13 protein-coding genes and 1 tRNA gene are annotated in these 15,343 nt (G+C 61.1%); 4 read left to right on the top strand and 10 right to left on the bottom strand.

The window, feature by feature from the left end; all coding sequences use genetic code 11:
• Positions 1-45: 45 nt before the first annotated feature.
• From X735_RS164985 to smc, 3 genes are all read left to right on the top strand, one after another.
• Positions 46-546, top strand: a complete 501-nt coding sequence (locus X735_RS164985) for a DUF721 domain-containing protein (RefSeq protein WP_023808581.1) — start codon at positions 46-48, stop codon at positions 544-546.
• 163 nt (positions 547-709) lie between these two features.
• Positions 710-1,528: a DsbA family protein gene (locus X735_RS164990; protein WP_023808580.1), complete on the top strand. Its 819-nt coding sequence runs from the start codon at positions 710-712 to the stop codon at positions 1,526-1,528.
• A gap of 105 nt (positions 1,529-1,633) precedes the next feature.
• On the top strand, positions 1,634-5,095 hold the full coding sequence (gene smc, locus X735_RS164995) for a chromosome segregation protein SMC (RefSeq protein ID WP_023808579.1): 3,462 nt from the start codon (positions 1,634-1,636) through the stop codon (positions 5,093-5,095).
• Between the two features lie 73 nt (positions 5,096-5,168).
• On the opposite strand, the gene X735_RS1000000169205 is transcribed toward smc, so the two are convergent.
• The 6 genes from X735_RS1000000169205 to X735_RS165010 form a co-directional block, all read right to left on the bottom strand.
• Entirely contained in the window at positions 5,169-5,336 is a 168-nt protein-coding gene (locus X735_RS1000000169205) for a hypothetical protein (protein WP_196815284.1), read from the bottom strand.
• 12 nt (positions 5,337-5,348) lie between these two features.
• Positions 5,349-5,564 carry a hypothetical protein gene (locus X735_RS1000000167030; protein ID WP_081734726.1) on the bottom strand — a complete coding sequence of 72 codons (216 nt, stop codon included), beginning with the start codon at positions 5,562-5,564 and terminating at the stop codon, positions 5,349-5,351.
• 182 nt (positions 5,565-5,746) lie between these two features.
• On the bottom strand, positions 5,747-6,115 hold the full coding sequence (locus X735_RS165000) for a hypothetical protein (RefSeq protein WP_023808577.1): 369 nt from the start codon (positions 6,113-6,115) through the stop codon (positions 5,747-5,749).
• Positions 6,116-6,205: 90 nt separating this feature from the next.
• Positions 6,206-6,421 carry a hypothetical protein gene (locus X735_RS1000000169200; protein ID WP_196815283.1) on the bottom strand — a complete coding sequence of 72 codons (216 nt, stop codon included), beginning with the start codon at positions 6,419-6,421 and terminating at the stop codon, positions 6,206-6,208.
• 310 nt (positions 6,422-6,731) lie between these two features.
• The gene (locus X735_RS165005) at positions 6,732-7,934 is read right to left on the bottom strand and encodes a polysialyltransferase family glycosyltransferase (RefSeq protein WP_280940275.1); all 1,203 of its coding nucleotides are present in this window, start codon (positions 7,932-7,934) and stop codon (positions 6,732-6,734) included.
• A 665-nt stretch (positions 7,935-8,599) separates the two neighbouring features.
• A complete protein-coding gene (locus X735_RS165010) occupies positions 8,600-10,237 on the bottom strand; it encodes an ABC transporter substrate-binding protein (protein WP_023808574.1) in 1,638 nt (545 codons plus the stop codon).
• A 128-nt stretch (positions 10,238-10,365) separates the two neighbouring features.
• Here X735_RS165010 and X735_RS165015 point away from each other — a divergent pair, with 128 nt between their 5' ends.
• The gene (locus X735_RS165015; protein WP_023808573.1) at positions 10,366-11,265 is read left to right on the top strand and encodes a LysR family transcriptional regulator; all 900 of its coding nucleotides are present in this window, start codon (positions 10,366-10,368) and stop codon (positions 11,263-11,265) included.
• An 89-nt stretch (positions 11,266-11,354) separates the two neighbouring features.
• Here the strand turns inward: X735_RS165015 and X735_RS165020 are convergent, their stop codons facing one another.
• The 4 genes from X735_RS165020 to X735_RS165035 form a co-directional block, all read right to left on the bottom strand.
• On the bottom strand, positions 11,355-12,227 hold the full coding sequence (locus X735_RS165020; RefSeq protein WP_023808572.1) for a phytanoyl-CoA dioxygenase family protein: 873 nt from the start codon (positions 12,225-12,227) through the stop codon (positions 11,355-11,357).
• Positions 12,228-12,395: 168 nt separating this feature from the next.
• Positions 12,396-14,486, bottom strand: a complete 2,091-nt coding sequence (locus tag X735_RS165025; RefSeq protein ID WP_023808571.1) for an O-antigen ligase family protein — start codon at positions 14,484-14,486, stop codon at positions 12,396-12,398.
• A gap of 227 nt (positions 14,487-14,713) precedes the next feature.
• Positions 14,714-14,788 (bottom strand) — tRNA-Gln (locus tag X735_RS165030).
• A gap of 128 nt (positions 14,789-14,916) precedes the next feature.
• Positions 14,917-15,261, bottom strand: a complete 345-nt coding sequence (locus X735_RS165035; RefSeq protein WP_023808570.1) for a VOC family protein — start codon at positions 15,259-15,261, stop codon at positions 14,917-14,919.
• Positions 15,262-15,343: the final 82 nt, after the last annotated feature.

Genomic DNA, 15,343 nt, shown 5'->3' with positions numbered 1-15,343 from the left:
TATTGGCCTGGCCGGTATCTGCTGGGTCGTCGCTGGAGGACGTACATGGCAGGGAGAACGCCCTACGGCAATCCCATCCCGGTCAGCGATCTCGCGACCAGGATCCTCGATCCGGTGCTGCGCAAGCGGGCCGGCATTTCGATCGGCCTCGTCCAGTCATGGGACGAGATCGCCGGCCCGCGGCTGGCCAGCCATTCGCGCCCCGAAAAAATCCAGTGGCCGCGCCGTATGCATGAGGACGATCCGTTCGAGCCGGCCGTGCTGGTCATTGCCTGCGAAGGCATGGCGGCACTTCATCTGCAGCACGAGACGGGCGAGATCATCAACCGGGTCAACGCCTTCCTCGGCTTCACCGCCATCAATCGCATCAGGATCCTGCAGAAGCCGGTGACAGCCGACAAAGGAAAGCGCAAACCGGCCCTGAGGCCGCTGACGGCGGCTGAGAAGACGAAATTGTCGGGAACTGTCGGCCTGGTCGATAATGATGAACTGCGCGCCTCGCTGGAGAAACTTGGCGCGACCATTATTGGGGAGAGAAAATCATAGGCGTCTCGAAGAAAGTCATGGATTCGTCGTCAATATCTCGCATTCGTGATCGCCCTTGTCAGGTTTCGCGATTGGATTGGGGATCGAGATGCCTTAATTCGCGCCAACTCTCGCCTTTTCGTGTCTTTGCATTGCAAAATCCAACCCTTGTCAGGTGATTCGTATGAACCGTCCCCCGTTTGGTCAAAGCTTGTCTCGCAGAAATGTCCTGTCTTCGCTGGCCGCCATTCCGGCGGTGGCCCTGCTCGCCGCCTGCAGCGACTCTGGCGAGGAGGCGAAGGCCGCGGATGTGAAGCCTGCGGCCCCGGCCGCCCCCGCGAAGGCGGCCACGCCGGCCGCCGCCACCGCGCCGGAGGCCCAGGGCACCGTGGATGTGGCGGAACTGATGAAGCCGGGTGCGCTGCCCGACAAGCAGCTTGGCAAGGATGACGCCAAGGTCACCATCGTCGAATACGCCTCGATGACCTGCCCACACTGCGCGCATTTCGCCGANGGCAAGGATGACGCCAAGGTCACCATCGTCGAATACGCCTCGATGACCTGCCCACACTGCGCGCATTTCGCCGAGACCACCTTTCCGGACCTGAAGACCAAGTACATCGACACCGGCAAGGTCCGCTACATCCTGCGCGAATTCCCGTTCGATCCGAGCGCCGAAGCCGGTTTTATGCTGGCGCGCTGCGCCAAGGATAACTATTACCCTATGGTCGACGTCCTGTTCAGGCAGCAGGCGAACTGGGTTGGCGTTCAGAATACCAAGGATGCGCTGCTGCAAATCTCGAAGCTCGCCGGTTTTACACAGGAGTCCTTCGAGGCCTGCTTGACGGACCAGAAACTTCTGGACGATGTGAGATCGGTCCAGAAGCGCGGCGCCAATGAATTCAAGGTCGACTCGACACCGACCTTCTTCATCAACGGTAAGACCTACAAAGGGGCGATGTCGATTGAGGAAATGTCGGCCATCATCGACCCTCTGCTCTGACATCCAGTCAGCCCTGAGGCGGCGGCGCTTCGGCGTGCGCGGCTTCCTGTCGTGCCGCGAATTCCTTTCGCAAAATCACGGAAATCCGCTTAGTGGGCGGGGCGAATGAAGTTTTCGCGCCTTCGCCTCCTCGGTTTCAAGTCCTTCGTCGAGCCCGGCGAGTTCGTCATCGAACGCGGCCTGACCGGCATTGTCGGGCCGAATGGCTGCGGCAAGTCGAACCTTGTCGAGGCGCTGCGCTGGGTGATGGGCGAAAGCTCCTACAAGAACATGCGCGCGTCCGGCATGGACGACGTCATCTTTTCCGGCTCGGGCACTCGGCCCGCACGCAACACCGCCGAAGTCACGCTTTTCCTCGACAACAGTGACCGCTCGGCGCCCGCTGCCTTCAACGATGCCGACGAACTGCAGGTGTCGCGCCGCATCGAGCGCGAGGCCGGCTCGCTTTACCGTATCAACGGCAAGGAGGCCCGTGCCAAGGACGTGCAGCTTCTGTTCGCAGACCAGTCAACCGGCGCGCGTTCGCCGTCGATGGTCGGTCAAGGCCGCATTGGCGAACTGATCCAGGCCAAGCCGCAGGCACGCCGCGCGCTGCTCGAAGAGGCGGCAGGCATTTCCGGCCTGCACACCCGCCGCCACGAGGCAGAACTGCGGCTGAAGGCGGCCGAGCAGAACCTCGAACGACTGGACGACGTCGTCGGCGAGCTGGAAAGCCAGATCGAAAGCCTGAAGCGCCAGGCGCGCCAGGCGTCCCGCTTCAAGAACCTGTCGGCCGATATCCGCAAGGCAGAAGCGACGCTTTTGCATTTGCGCTGGACACTGGCCAAGACCCAGGAAGGCGAGGCACGTTCGGCGCTGGCGGTTGCGACAGCACTGGTCGGCGACCGCGCCGCAGCCCAGATGGCCGCCGCCAGGGAGCAAGGCATCGGCGCTCATAGGCTGCCGGACCTGCGCGACGCGGAAGCCGCCGCCGCCGCTGCCTTCCAGCGCCTGTCGATCGCCAAGTCGCAGATCGAGGAGGAAGCCGGTCGCATCCGCGCCCGTCAGAGCGAACTCGAGCGCCGGCTGCAGCAGCTCGACGGCGATATCGCACGTGAAGAGCGCATGGTCCGCGACAATGCGGACATTCTCGAGCGCCTTCGCACCGAAGAGGCAGCACTCAATTCGGAAAATGCCGGCGCCGCCGAACGCGAAGCCACCACCCGTGCGGCGTTCGAACAGGCGGCGTCGACGCTTTCGCAAAGCGAAGCCAAGCTCGCCGCGCTGACCGCCGAACGGGCCGAGGCTGCCGCCTCGCGCAACCAGATCGAACGGACGCTGCGCGACACCGCCGAGCGCCGCGACCGCTTCGCGCGTCAGCTTGCCGATGTCGACCGGGAATTGTCGGAGATACTCTCCAAGGTCGCTGGCCTGCCCGATCCGGCCGAGAAGCGCGTGCTGGTCGAACAGGCCATGGCGCTGCTGGAGGAGGCCGAGGCTGCCGTGTCCGAGGCCGAGCAGTCGGTCATCGATGCCCGCGCTGTCGAAAGCGCCGCCCGGCCACCGCTTCAGGATGCCAGGGCCGAGCTGGCACGGATCGAAACCGAAGCGCGCACTCTGGCAAAAATCCTGAATGCCGCCAGTGGGGATCTCTTCCCGGCCGTGTTGGAAAAGATCAGCGTCGATCGCGGTTTCGAAACGGCGCTGGGTGCGGCCCTTGGCGAAGATCTCGACGTGCCGCTCGACCGCAGCGCTCCGGTGCATTGGGGCGAAAGCGGGATCCAGCCCGGCGACGCGGCCCTGCCCGAAGGCGTAAAAAGCCTTGCCAGCGTGGTTCACGCGCCGGCACAGCTCGCCCGCCGCCTGGCGCAGGTCGGTATCGTCGATACCGCCGGCGACGGCCGCCGGTTGCAATCGCTGCTTGCTCCCGGCCAGAGGCTGGTCAGCCGTGAAGGCGCGCTCTGGCGTTGGGATGGCTTTACCGCCAGCGCCGATGCGCCGACCGCCGCAGCACAACGGCTGGCGCAGAAGAACCGGCTGGCTGAGCTCGATGCCGAGGCGATACAGGCGACGCTCGTCCTGCGCCAGGCCGAGGAGGCGCTGGGAGAGGCTGAACAGGCGCTGCGCCTGGCAAGCGAGGCCGAGCGCAACACGCGCCAGGCCGGTCGTGACGCCCAGCATCGGCTGGACGCTGCCCGCAATGCGTTGGCCGAGGCCGAGAGAGCCGGCGGCGAATTGCAGAGCCGGCGCGCCGCGCTCGATGAAGCGCGCGCCCGCATCGTCGACAGCCATGAGGAGATTTCGGCCGCCTTCGCCGAGGCGGAAATGCTGCTGCAGGACGCGCCCCATCTTGGCGATCTGCAATTGCAGCTCGAACAGTCCTCGGCCAATGTCGCCCGCGACCGCGCCGCGCTTGCCGATGCGCGTGCCGTGCATGAGGGGCTGCGGCGCGAAGCCGAGGCGCGCGCGCGCCGGCTCGATGCCATTGGCGCCGAGCGCAGCAACTGGCTGGAGCGGGCCGAAAACGCCTCGACGCAGATCGCATCGCTCGGCGAACGCAAGGCCGAGGCCGAGGCCGAACGCGAGCGGCTGGCCGATGCTCCCGATGAAATCGACGCCAAGCGGCGTGCCTTGCTGTCGCAGCTCACCGAGGCCGAGAGCTTGCGCAAGGCGGCGGCCGACCGTTTGCAGGAAGCGGAGAACCGGCAATCCGAACTGGACAAGGCCGCCGCCGGCGCCATCCAGTTCCTGGCCGAGGCGCGCGAGACCCGCGTTCGCGCCGAAGAGCGGCTGACCGCAGCCGACGAACGCCGGCTGGAGGTCGAGGCGCGCATCCAGGAGACGCTGAACACACCACCGCATCTGGTCATCCGCCACACCGGTCTTGAGGCTGACAGCCCGATGCCTGAAATGGCCGAGATCGAGCGTCAGCTCGATCGGCTGAAGATCGAGCGCGAACGGCTCGGCGCCGTCAATCTGCGCGCCGAGGAGGAGCAGAAGGAGCTATCCGACCGGCTGGAGGCGATCGTGTCGGAGCGCGAGGACATCATCGAGGCGATCCGCAAGCTCAGGCAGGCGATCCAGAGCCTCAACCGCGAAGGCCGTGAGCGGCTGCTGGCCGCCTTCGAGGTCGTCAACGGGCATTTCCAGCGGCTGTTCTCGCATCTGTTTGGCGGCGGCACGGCGGAATTGCAGCTGATCGAATCCGACGATCCGCTCGAGGCCGGTCTCGAAATCCTTGCCCGCCCGCCCGGCAAGAAGCCACAGACCATGACGCTGCTGTCCGGTGGCGAGCAGGCGTTGACGGCGATGTCGCTGATCTTCGCTGTGTTCCTGACCAATCCGGCGCCGATCTGCGTGCTCGATGAAGTCGACGCGCCGCTCGACGACCACAATGTCGAACGCTTCTGCAACCTGATGGACGAGATGGCCGCCACCACCGAGACGCGCTTCGTCATCATCACCCACAATCCCATCACCATGGCGCGCATGAACCGGCTGTTCGGCGTGACCATGGCCGAGCAGGGCGTCAGTCAGCTGGTGTCGGTCGACCTGCAGGCGGCCGAAGCGATGCGCGAGGCAAGCTGACCCAGGTCGCGCTACCTGCGAATGGGCGGCTCTGGAGCGATTTCAGGGAAAAGTGTGAACCCCGGCAAAAAAATCAGAGCGTCGGATTGTGTTTGTGCGAATGCAGTTTGGCCGAAGCCCAGACGAAATAGAGTGATCCCAGCTTCAGCACAGGCACCCTGCGATCCCGCTCGCGATCACGCAGTTCGCGGTAGGTCTTCACCTTCAGTGTGCCCCCCGGCAATCTGATTCGCAAAGCCATGATGCATAGAGCTTACGTGCCTTCTCCAGTCGATGGAAGGGTCATTTCAAGCTCCTTGTCAGTATTCGAGCTCTTGGAGGGTCGATCAGGAATTGTACTGGGCCACCAGATGACGAAATATTTGCCACACTGCCAGACCGGGACTTCGCCCTTGTACTCCCGCCGCCGCAGTTCATGACGTTGCTTGACCTTCAACACACCACCCGGAAGCCTGATCTTGATCGTCATCGTCCCTCAATACTGATGGTGCGCTTCCTGGGTGCCGCGCCCGAAGCTTCATCTGTCCGGCCAAGGTAGAAAAATCGCTACTCCCGGATCGGATCGTTGCAATCCGATTTCGCCGAGTCAATGGAGCCGAGGGCGAACTCCTGTGGCTATCGGCGCCGTGCACATAAGGCCTGACAACAGGCTCAACCTCTGCGCCGCAAGATCCAGTTCACACAGATCACGGCCACGAGGCCACATGCGATGCCGGCGCAATCGGCAACCCAGTCGAACACATCCAGATCACGTCGTATCAGCGCCGTGCCCTGGAGGACCTCGATCGCCGCTCCAACCATGGCGAGGAAGACGATCAGCCTTGTCTTGCGATCGGGCCAGCCGAGCCCTCCAAGGAAAGTCATGACGGCAAAGGCGCTGGCGTGGTTCAGCTTGTCGGACCGGAAACCGATATCGATCCCATACTCCTCGAGTCGGGGTATAGGCAGCAATGCAAGGGCAAGAACAGCGATAAGCGTGCCGAAAAAAGCGATCCGTTCGGCGGCTGGATAAAATCTCATTCTGTTCCAATCTGTGCCTGGCCGCCGCAAAGGTCGAATCCGGCTCGGTATTGGCGGTTCAGGCTGAAACTCAGATCGACGGCGTGTCTCTCAAAGCCGCAATTTTTGCTTGAGCCTCTTTAGCCAGGTTTGTTCCGCTTCATCCTGGCTTTGGTGCACCGGAACATAGCGCGGCCGTATCTTTTTTCCTTTGATGTAAAACGGCTTTTCGACTTCTCCAACCAGATTGACGAAAAGCCGGCATTTGGCTGTGGGCTGGCGGACTGTGACGCCGTGGACCGATTCAATCGAATTGATGAACAACACCAGCAGATTCCTGTCGTACTTGACGGTTTCAACGCACTCCAAGTGGGTGTCGTCGACATAGGCATCATTAAACAGCGCGGCTCTGTCCTCGAGCGTGACATACTTGGATTAAAACGACTGATTGTCGGGTCCCACAACGGCGTCGTAGTCTGCCGGTCTCATATAAAACAGGCCAGAAAATAGTTTGTCGCCATTATCGATGTGGCTTGTCCGCACCGAACCAGCATTGGTTACCGCGTGTTCCCGCTGAGCATGGCATCCATCAGGATATCATGGGTGCCATACGTGTCACTAAACCGGACACCCGCCTTCAACAGATACCTGCTTGTGTCTCATTCGAAGATTGGAGCGCTGAAAAAGGCATCGCATGGGTCCTTACCATGTCACTCATTAAAATGTCCGCGCCGGTCATGAGCGGGATCAATGTTTCTGCAAATGTGTATGCTTTGATGCCGTAAAGCCATTTCAGATAAAGAAGGGCGGCTGACGTGCCGGAGACGCAGCAAACGATATTCATCCGGGATACGATAAGCTCTATCGGGTATGTGTGCGGAAGGTTCGCCTCCGTGATCCTGGTGCTGGGGTCGGATGTCATATTTCCGACCGCATCAAGCAACTCGGGGAAGAAGGGCGCCCTTATTCTAGGATGTTCCTTCCAGACGATATCGTATCCCCTCTCGACGATCTGCTCCGCAATGTGCCGATAGATCGCCGCCTCTTGCGCGTACGACATTATGCCGTTTCGTGACAATGCCTGGCCCAGCAGCAGGATCCGCGGGTTGGTTGACGCACGGCAATCTCCATTGTCGCCGGAAAGCGCATCCCTGCTGACCTCATCTATTAAATCGCGCATCAGTGAAGCGCCGACCTGCGATCTCGGTACATCCGCCAGAGCATATGGAACGGGGATTTCGCTAAGCAAAGAGTAAAAGAGTCTCACCCGTTTCAGGTGGCGTCTTTCTATCTTGTCAGCCATTTTCCTTAAACGGAGCGCCGGTGAAATTGCAGAGAGGCCTGCAATAAAGGCTCCGGTGATGCGCTTTCGAAGCCTGGTGCCTGGCGGCCGTGCCATGGTTGACACTTCAAACGGAAGGTATGATGTCAAGCCATCCTCATACAGAACGATCTTGGCTCTTGGGTATGAGTCCAGCAGTATTTTTTCCGATGGCCGGTTAACGAAGCAGGCCCAGATTTCATCTGCAGAACTCACTTCAAGACCTATCGTGGCTCGGATCTGATGATGGATCCGGAAAATTTGCAGTTGCCCATATTTACGCTCGGATGTCAGAAGGTCGTATGCCCATATGATCCGTTTCCAGGTCCATACTGTAGACGCAAGCTTAGCAAGATCAGTCTTGAAATGCTCGGAAACGCCGGCCGTTTCATAAAGGACAAGATAGTCCTCATGCTCCTGTTGCGGCGGCGAGCTTTCATCCGCTATTGACTGGCGAAGTGAGGCAACCAAGCTGAGCAATTGCCAGGTCCCAAAGACGCAGCATATTCGGACTGGCAATTTAGAATCTCCAAATCGGATGGGAATAACTCCGCTTGTTCCGTCATTTCAACATGCCATTGCGTCAAATCCAACAGGCCGTGTGTGGCTCGGGACTGGTTGCGTCCGCTTCACAATACTCGCTCTTGCTTCAGCAAGAAATGTCTTGCCGGGCTTAACGTCCGCGGCAGACCGGAGTTCCGCGTAACAACAAGTCGGGCGATTTCCGCTAAACTGCGCGACGGACGCCTGTTAAGATCCGGTATGATCACAAGGAGGAGGCGGCAAGATCGCTCAAGTGACTCGATCCTGCCGCCGCGGGTCTTGTCTTCCGGTTGGCATCCAGGCGTGAATTCTCCCGGTTTTCGGGAAGGTCGTTGTCGGGGAAAGCGGGTTTCGCTGCCGTCAGGCAAAAGTAAGCTCCAGTTGTGAACCGGAGTGTGACGATGACAGACGCAGAAACCAGAATGTTTCGCATGCTTGGTGTGCCGGCTGGTCTGATGTGGCGGCCTGAGGTCCCTGCTGACCTGCCATGGCAGGGCATGTGTGGGCGCATCTGTGCATCGTGTCCGATGCGAAGCCCGCACTGCTCCACGACCGTTCTTGATGGCGGCGCCACGCCGCAACTTTCCCGGTGACCAAGGGTAAAGACGGCGCTGCAGAATGCGCCGCCCTGTCGCCCGCGATCAGGCGGCGAGCCAAGCCCGGGTGAAGTCCTGCTCATAGGCCTGATGCATCTGGTAACCCATCAAGGCAGGTTTCATATGGCAGAACAGCTTTCGCCAGTAGGGCTGAACGATGATGCCGGAATCCTGCAGCATGACCTGCAGTTCCTTCATCACCGCACGGCGCTGCTCCGGATCGGCGATGGCGTTGGCCTTGTGGACCTTGGCATCGAAGTCGGGATCGGCGAACCCTGTCTCGTTCCATGCCGAACCGGTCTGGTAGGCAAGCGCATAGGTCTGGATGCCGAGCGGTCGGGCGTTCCAATTGGTGGTCGCGAAGGGATACTTCGTCCAGTCGTTCCAGAATGCCGATTCCGGGATGACGGTGCGTTTCACCTTGAAGCCGGCTTCGCGCATCTGCTGGGCGACGGCATCGGAGCTTTCCTTGCGGTAATCGGCTTCGACCGAGATCAGATCAAACTCGAAATCGAGCTGGCCGGCTTCCTCGAGCAATGCCCTGGCCCGGACCGGATCACGTTTGATCGGCGGCAGGTCGGCGTGTTCGGGATGCATCGGTCCGACATGATCGTTCTGCGCGACGATACCCATGCCGTCGGCGCCCAGTTGCAGCACCGCTTCGTTGTCGACCGCAAGCTGTATGGCGTTGCGCACGCGCTTGTCGTCATAGGGTTTGGCGTTGACGTTGCAGCGCGAGACCAGGGTGGCGGCAGTGACGATCTCGCTTTTCTTCAGGCCCAGCCTGTCGAGCATGGCGACGTCATAGGACTGCGTCTGCCCATTCAGGTCGATCTCACCGGATTCGAAGGCGGAGACGGTGGCGGCCGAGTCGGTGCCGTAGTCGGTCCAGTCGATGCCGTCGAGGAACACCTCGCCGCCCCACCACGACCCGTCCGGCCGCTTGCGCACCGAGGCAGCAACGCCGACATCGAGTTTTTTAAGTTCGAACGGGCCCGTGGAAACGGGGTTGGCCGACAGTGGCGCAGCCTTCGGATTGAAGGTGTGGTGGACGATCAATGCCGGGTAGTCGGTCATCGCGGGGATGATGGTGATGTCGGGCTGAGACAGTTTCAGGACCACGGTGTGGCCGTCGCGAACCTCGATGGCACCAGTGCGCGCCACCTTGGTGTCGGGATCGATCAGCGCGGTCATGCGCCCGGCCATCGAGTTGCCGGCGGCATCCTTCTCGCACCAGCGCGTGATGTTGAAGGCGACATCCGTGGCGGTGAAATCGTCGCCGTTCGACCATTTCACCCCCGGGCGCACCTTGAGCACATATTCCGTGGCGTCCGCATTGATCTCCCAGCTCTGCAGCAGCACCGGCTCGAAGGTGAAATCCGGCTTCCAGCGCACCAGCGGTTCGAGAAACTGCATGGCGATGTTGCCCATCTGCGAAACCTTGAACTTGCGCGGGTCTTCCAGCTCCATCACCTGCATGGCAACACGCAGCACGCCGCCCTTCCTGGGTTGGGCGGCTTCTTCGGCCCGCGCCGGGACCGGCTGACCGATGAGCCCATAGGCAATCGCGGTGCTGGCGCCGAAGGCGCTGGCCAGCGCCAGGAACTCGCGGCGGCCAAGCGCGCCGCTCTTCGCGCCTTTCGCAAATGTGCCGATCGCCGGATGAAGAGGTCTGGATGTCATATCGGTTCTCCCATTGTTGATTTTACGCCCAAATTCGGTGGAATGCCCTTGCCGCGTCGTTGCTGGGCGCTGTTTTCTACAGGACGCAGCCGATGGCGGCGGGGCCGCGACGGCGAGGGGAAGGCAAGATGAATCTTCTGACGGCGATGCGGGTGTTCGATCGAGTCTGCCTGCTGGGCAGCCTGTCGGCGGCGGCCCGCGATCTCAACATGTCGACGACGGCGGTCAGCCGCACCATCAAGGAACTGGAAGACGACCTCGGCGTCCGGCTCATCAATCGCACCACAAGGCGTCTTAGCCTCACCGAGGCGGGCCGCGACTATGCTCCGCGTGCGCGCAGCCTGCTCGACGACATTTCCGAACTGCAGGATTCGACGCGCGGCCTGCACAAGGAGACGCGCGGCCTGATCCGGGTTTCCTGCTCCAATGTTCTGGGCCACACGCGCATAACCAAGCTGGTGCCGAAATTCCTCGAAGAAAACCCGCTCACCACGATCGAGTTCGACCTCACCGCGCGTTATGTCGTCGGCATTGTCGAGGAAGGCTACGATGTGGCCATCCGCTTCGGCGGTCAGGCGGATTCCGCCCTGATTGCCCGCCGGCTTGGTGAAGTCCGCAACTATGTCTGCGCCACGCCCGATTATTGGGATGCAAACGGCCGTCCGGTCCACCCGGATGAGCTGGCAAGCCATTCCTGCGTGCTGAGCAATTTCGCCAAGCGCCTTGGCACGTGGCCATTCATCGGACCCGACGGCCCTTTCGATGCGGCTGTCGGCGGGCGCATCTCGACCAACAGCGTCGAGGCCGCCTACCAGATGACCACCGCCGGTTTCGGCATCGGCAACCTGCCCAGCCTGCTGGTCGACGCTGCGATCAGGCACGGCCGGCTGGAAGTGCAGCTGGATGAGTTTCGCCCCGGCTCCAGCCCGATCTACGCGCTCTATCCGCACCGCACCTATATTGCGGCCAAGGTGCGCGCGTTCGTCGATTTCCTGATCCGCGAACTGTCGGCCGACTTCACCGCCTGAAATGCTGCGCGATTGCCCATGGCCAACGCCGTCAGGGGCCTGGCGCGAACGCCAGGCCCCCTCTGCCCCCGTCGCCCGACGCGGCAGCGTCATTTCCACCAGGCGGTGGTGTCGTACATCGGCCCCGGCTCCTCGAAGAGCTTTTCGTATTTGCACAGTGCCGGCGTCTTGCCGAGCGGCACCGAAACACCGTCCCTGAACGCCCATTCGCCACGTTGCGTCGTATCGGCCCGCACATAGCTGGACAGCGCAAAGGCCCGGTCGTGCTGCGATTTGTTGGGCGAGGAGCCGTGCACGGTAAGCAGCCCCCATAAAGCAAGGTCGCCCGGCTCCAGCACCAGCGGAACGATGGTCGCCGGGTCGATGCCGACCTTGCGCAACTCTTCTTCGGCGGTCAGGCCCTTCATCAGTTCGCCGGTTCCCTCGTCCGACAGGCCGAGATAGCCGAGCTTGTGGCTGCCGGGCACGACCTGAAGGCAGCCATTGTCCAGCGTCGCCCGATCGACCGCGAGGCCTGTTGTCACGGTGGCGTCGGCGACATTGTCGAAGGCGGCCTGGTTACGGAAGCGCAGATCCTGGTGGAAGCGATAACCCGTGACATTGGCGCCGGGCGGCTTCCAGTGCAGCTGTTGGGCGATCTGCCTTATGTCACGGCCGATCAGGCCCTCGAGCAGCTTCAGATAGTCGGGATTGCGGCGGAATTCTTCGAAATAGGAATTGATCCAGGAAAACCAGTAAGCCTGCAGCACATAGCGTTGGCCAAAGTCCGATTCAGGCAGGATCTGGAAATTCAGGTTGCCGTGCCGGAAGGTGGCGTGATGCTTGAGGCCGTCGGCATAGACCGCATCGGTTTCCTTCTTCAGCCGGATCATCTCGTCGCCGTCGACGAATTGTCGAACGACCGCGTATCCTTCCTCGCGGTACTGCTCCACCGCTTCGCGTGCCTGCCTGTCAGTCAGCATGTCCGTGACAACCCCTGTCTGTGATCCGTGTCGATCGTAACGAAGGGGTTGCCGGCGATAAGCCATGGATTTTGGCATCGACTTTCCCGATTATCGGGAAATTGAGCGGGGCCTCAAAGGTGCATTGGTCGCAATCGGCTGGTCAGATACGTGCTGCGCCGGCAGACCCTAAAAATAGGTCCGCGGCGCGACAAGGTTCTTCTGCTGGCGAACATAAAAACAGTAGAAGCCGAACGCCGCGGCAAACCACATGAAGGCCTCACCCATGGCCAGCCGGTTGTTGGAATTGGTAAGGATGCTTAGGGCGAAGAAGACCAGTGTGGAGATGTAGCAGGACCATGCGGCCGGAGCGACAAGCTTGGCTCGCATGGCCAGTAGAACCTGCCTGGCCGACCAGGTGTAGAGAAAGGCAAAGAACGCCAATCCGACCACACCATAGCGCACGGCAATCTCCAGATAACCATTGTGGAAGACGTTGAAGATCATGGGATGATAGGTTCTGTTCTGCCATTCGGTCAGCCAGCTGGAACTGGCTCCGAAGATCGGGTGGCGCTTCCAGATATTGATCGCATCCGCCCACAGCATCAGCCTCTCCTTGGCTGCAAGCGGAACCGCGTCGCTCGCGATGGCACGGTCGAAGGCGGGGAGGACCCCATGCCTGAACACATCCGGAACCAAGGTTTTGATGAATGCCATGGTATCGTCGGCGGTGGACGAGAAGATGTTGTGTGCTGCGACAATGCCGGCCGCCACGATCACCAGCACGCCACCCGAAACCAACAGTTCGCGACGATGGCCTCTCGCCAGGGTCATGACCGCCAACAAGAGCAGAGCGAGCGCAAGCGCAAGCCACACTCCCTTTGACCGCATCTCGATGATATTGACGAGGGCAAGCAGCAGGACGGCTGTCGAGAGGACCCAATGCAGGTTCTTGGTTGCTTTCCCGAGGTCCGTTCTCTGGGCCGAGTAGGCCATGAATTGCAGCGTGCAGAGGAAGATGAAACCGGCCGCTACCGACGCGTGGATGGGATTGTTGAAAAGCCACGGGGCCGGTTGGATGCCTTGAAACATGTCCGAATAGAAGGTGTCCGCAGCCAGGAAGACGAGACTGAGGATCATGAACCAGAGCACGAGCCGTGCGGGTTGCCTGACAAACAGCAGAAACGCGAAGCCGGTCGTCGCGTAGAACAGCGGAAACATGTAAATGCCTTCGGCGCCACCCAACTGGTGGGTGCCGAAATAGACGATCGCCAGTCGGATGAAGACATAGAGCGACCAGCCCAGACACAGAAAGCCGACCCAACCGATCAGCGGTTTGCTGTAGGTCCACAAATCCACTCTGAACCAGCGGATGACCGCGAACAGGGCCAGCGCCAGGCCCGCATAGCGGTAGGTGTCGGCCTCGCGCCACACCGCGGAAACCAAAGCTAGAATGGCGAGTGCCGCAAGCAACAGAAGCAAGGTGTGGCGCGGCGCGTTGTCCTTGGCATCATCCAGGGCATCTCGCGGCAGAGGGGGCGGCAGCAGGACGTGATGGAGGCGGCGCAGCTCGTCGCTGGCCCGCAACACCCCGGCACGTATCCGGCTCGGCCCGCCCAGCCTTGCGGATTTGTAGCTTCCCGAGGGGCCCGCTATGCCCGAGATCCCACTGCTGGCGGCGAAGCCAAGCACGTTTTGGCGGACCGAATAGACTTTCAGACCGGTATCCCAAAAGCGCTCGAGTGCAACGTCCCATGGCATTTTCATAACGGCGAGCGCCGACAACAGACCCTGCGCGCCCTCCCGCGTCACCAGATAGGCGGCGGCCGAGCCTTGCGGGCCATGCAGCGCACGACCGATCTCGTCGCCTTCCACTGTCTCGACCGCGCGCATGAAGAAGCTCATGCGATGGTTGGTCAGCTTGATGACATCGAAATCCGGCACCGCCGCGATGATGGCCTCGATGCGCCGCATGGTGTTTTCGCTGAAGAGGACGTCGTCCTCGACGATCAGGCCATGGGCGCTGCCACCGGCCAGGAACGTTTCCAGCGCCTGGATATGGCTGCGGTAACAGGCATATTCGCCCGAAAGGATGTCGCGCCCGCTCAGCTTGCGCGCGGCTGGCAGATCGATCTCCGTCCAGTCTTTTTCAGCAAGCGCCCGACCGTCGACGGCGGCAATGCGCCGCAAGGTCAGTCCTGCCGTTTCGGCGCTGGCAAGCAATTCGCTCCAGCGCTGGGTCTCGCGATCGAGGTTGATGGCGAAGATAGGAAGGTTCATTGAAGTTCCATGTTGAGCCGCCACCCACCTGGCCGACCTATGTATGGAAAGAAGGAGATGTTCAAGGCGACACTGTCCAGATCATGTGCAAATGCTGACCCGAATTTGCCGCGATGGCGTTGGTTTCGCTGAACTTATGACGCAGTCGAACTATTAACCGACCGGCTTCATGGAAGATCGCAAAGGTACTCTCGGGTCCCATGTGTTCGGAACGGACCTGAGCGGGATGGCTGGGGCGCCAGGATTCGAACCTGGGAATGTCGGTACCAAAAACCGATGCCTTACCACTTGGCGACGCCCCAATTGCCGTCAGAGTCGCTTGTGCGGCGCGTTATTAGCAGAGCAGCCAAAAAGCACAATCCTTATGAGTGACGGTTGGAACGCTCGAATTGGGCAGGCAACGCAGCACTGCCAAATGATATGCAGCGGGCTATTCGGACCACACCGCCATCTCGTTTCCGGCTGGATCGACGAAGTGGAAGCGCCGGCCGCCGGGGAACGGGAAGATCGGTTTGACGATCGTGCCGCCGGCGCTTTCGACAGCGTCGAGGGTTTGCTCCAGATCCCTGCTGTAGAGCACGGGCAGCGGCTTTGATGGCGCTTCCGTGGCATCTGCCTGGAAGCCTCCGTCCAGGCCTTCGGCAAAAGCCGAATAGGTCGGCCCATAATCGGTGAACGACCAGGCAAAGGCAGTACTGTAGAAAGCCTTCAGCCGGTCCAGCGTTCCACCGGTCGCGGGCATTTCCAGATAGTCGAGTTTTCCGGGCAGTTTCATGGCGCACCTGTTTGTTCCCTTTATGTTCTACATCAAAAACCTCGGAATGGCAAGTCATTTTGCCGCATCTTCGGACGCGGCT

This window comes from Mesorhizobium sp. L2C084A000, assembly GCF_000502875.1.
Classification (GTDB): Bacteria; Pseudomonadota; Alphaproteobacteria; order Rhizobiales; family Rhizobiaceae; genus Mesorhizobium.
Note: the sequence above shows the minus strand (reverse complement) of the source record. Positions and strands in the feature narration are given on the sequence as shown.

Bases quoted from the DNA above. Each gene is read 5' to 3' on its own strand.
- X735_RS1000000167030 (WP_081734726.1), bottom strand. From the start codon at position 5,564: ATGACGATCAAGATCAGGCTTCCGGGTGGTGTGTTGAAGGTCAAGCAA.
- X735_RS165025 (WP_023808571.1), bottom strand. From the start codon at position 14,486: ATGAACCTTCCTATCTTCGCCATCAACCTCGATCGCGAGACCCAGCGC.
- X735_RS165020 (WP_023808572.1), bottom strand. From the start codon at position 12,227: ATGCTGACTGACAGGCAGGCACGCGAAGCGGTGGAGCAGTACCGCGAG.
- smc (WP_023808579.1), top strand. From the start codon at position 1,634: ATGAAGTTTTCGCGCCTTCGCCTCCTCGGTTTCAAGTCCTTCGTCGAG.
- X735_RS165000 (WP_023808577.1), bottom strand. From the start codon at position 6,115: ATGAGATTTTATCCAGCCGCCGAACGGATCGCTTTTTTCGGCACGCTT.
- X735_RS164985 (WP_023808581.1), top strand. From the start codon at position 46: ATGGCAGGGAGAACGCCCTACGGCAATCCCATCCCGGTCAGCGATCTC.
- X735_RS165010 (WP_023808574.1), bottom strand. From the start codon at position 10,237: ATGACATCCAGACCTCTTCATCCGGCGATCGGCACATTTGCGAAAGGC.
- X735_RS1000000169205 (WP_196815284.1), bottom strand. From the start codon at position 5,336: ATGGCTTTGCGAATCAGATTGCCGGGGGGCACACTGAAGGTGAAGACC.
- X735_RS165035 (WP_023808570.1), bottom strand. From the start codon at position 15,261: ATGAAACTGCCCGGAAAACTCGACTATCTGGAAATGCCCGCGACCGGT.
- X735_RS165015 (WP_023808573.1), top strand. From the start codon at position 10,366: ATGAATCTTCTGACGGCGATGCGGGTGTTCGATCGAGTCTGCCTGCTG.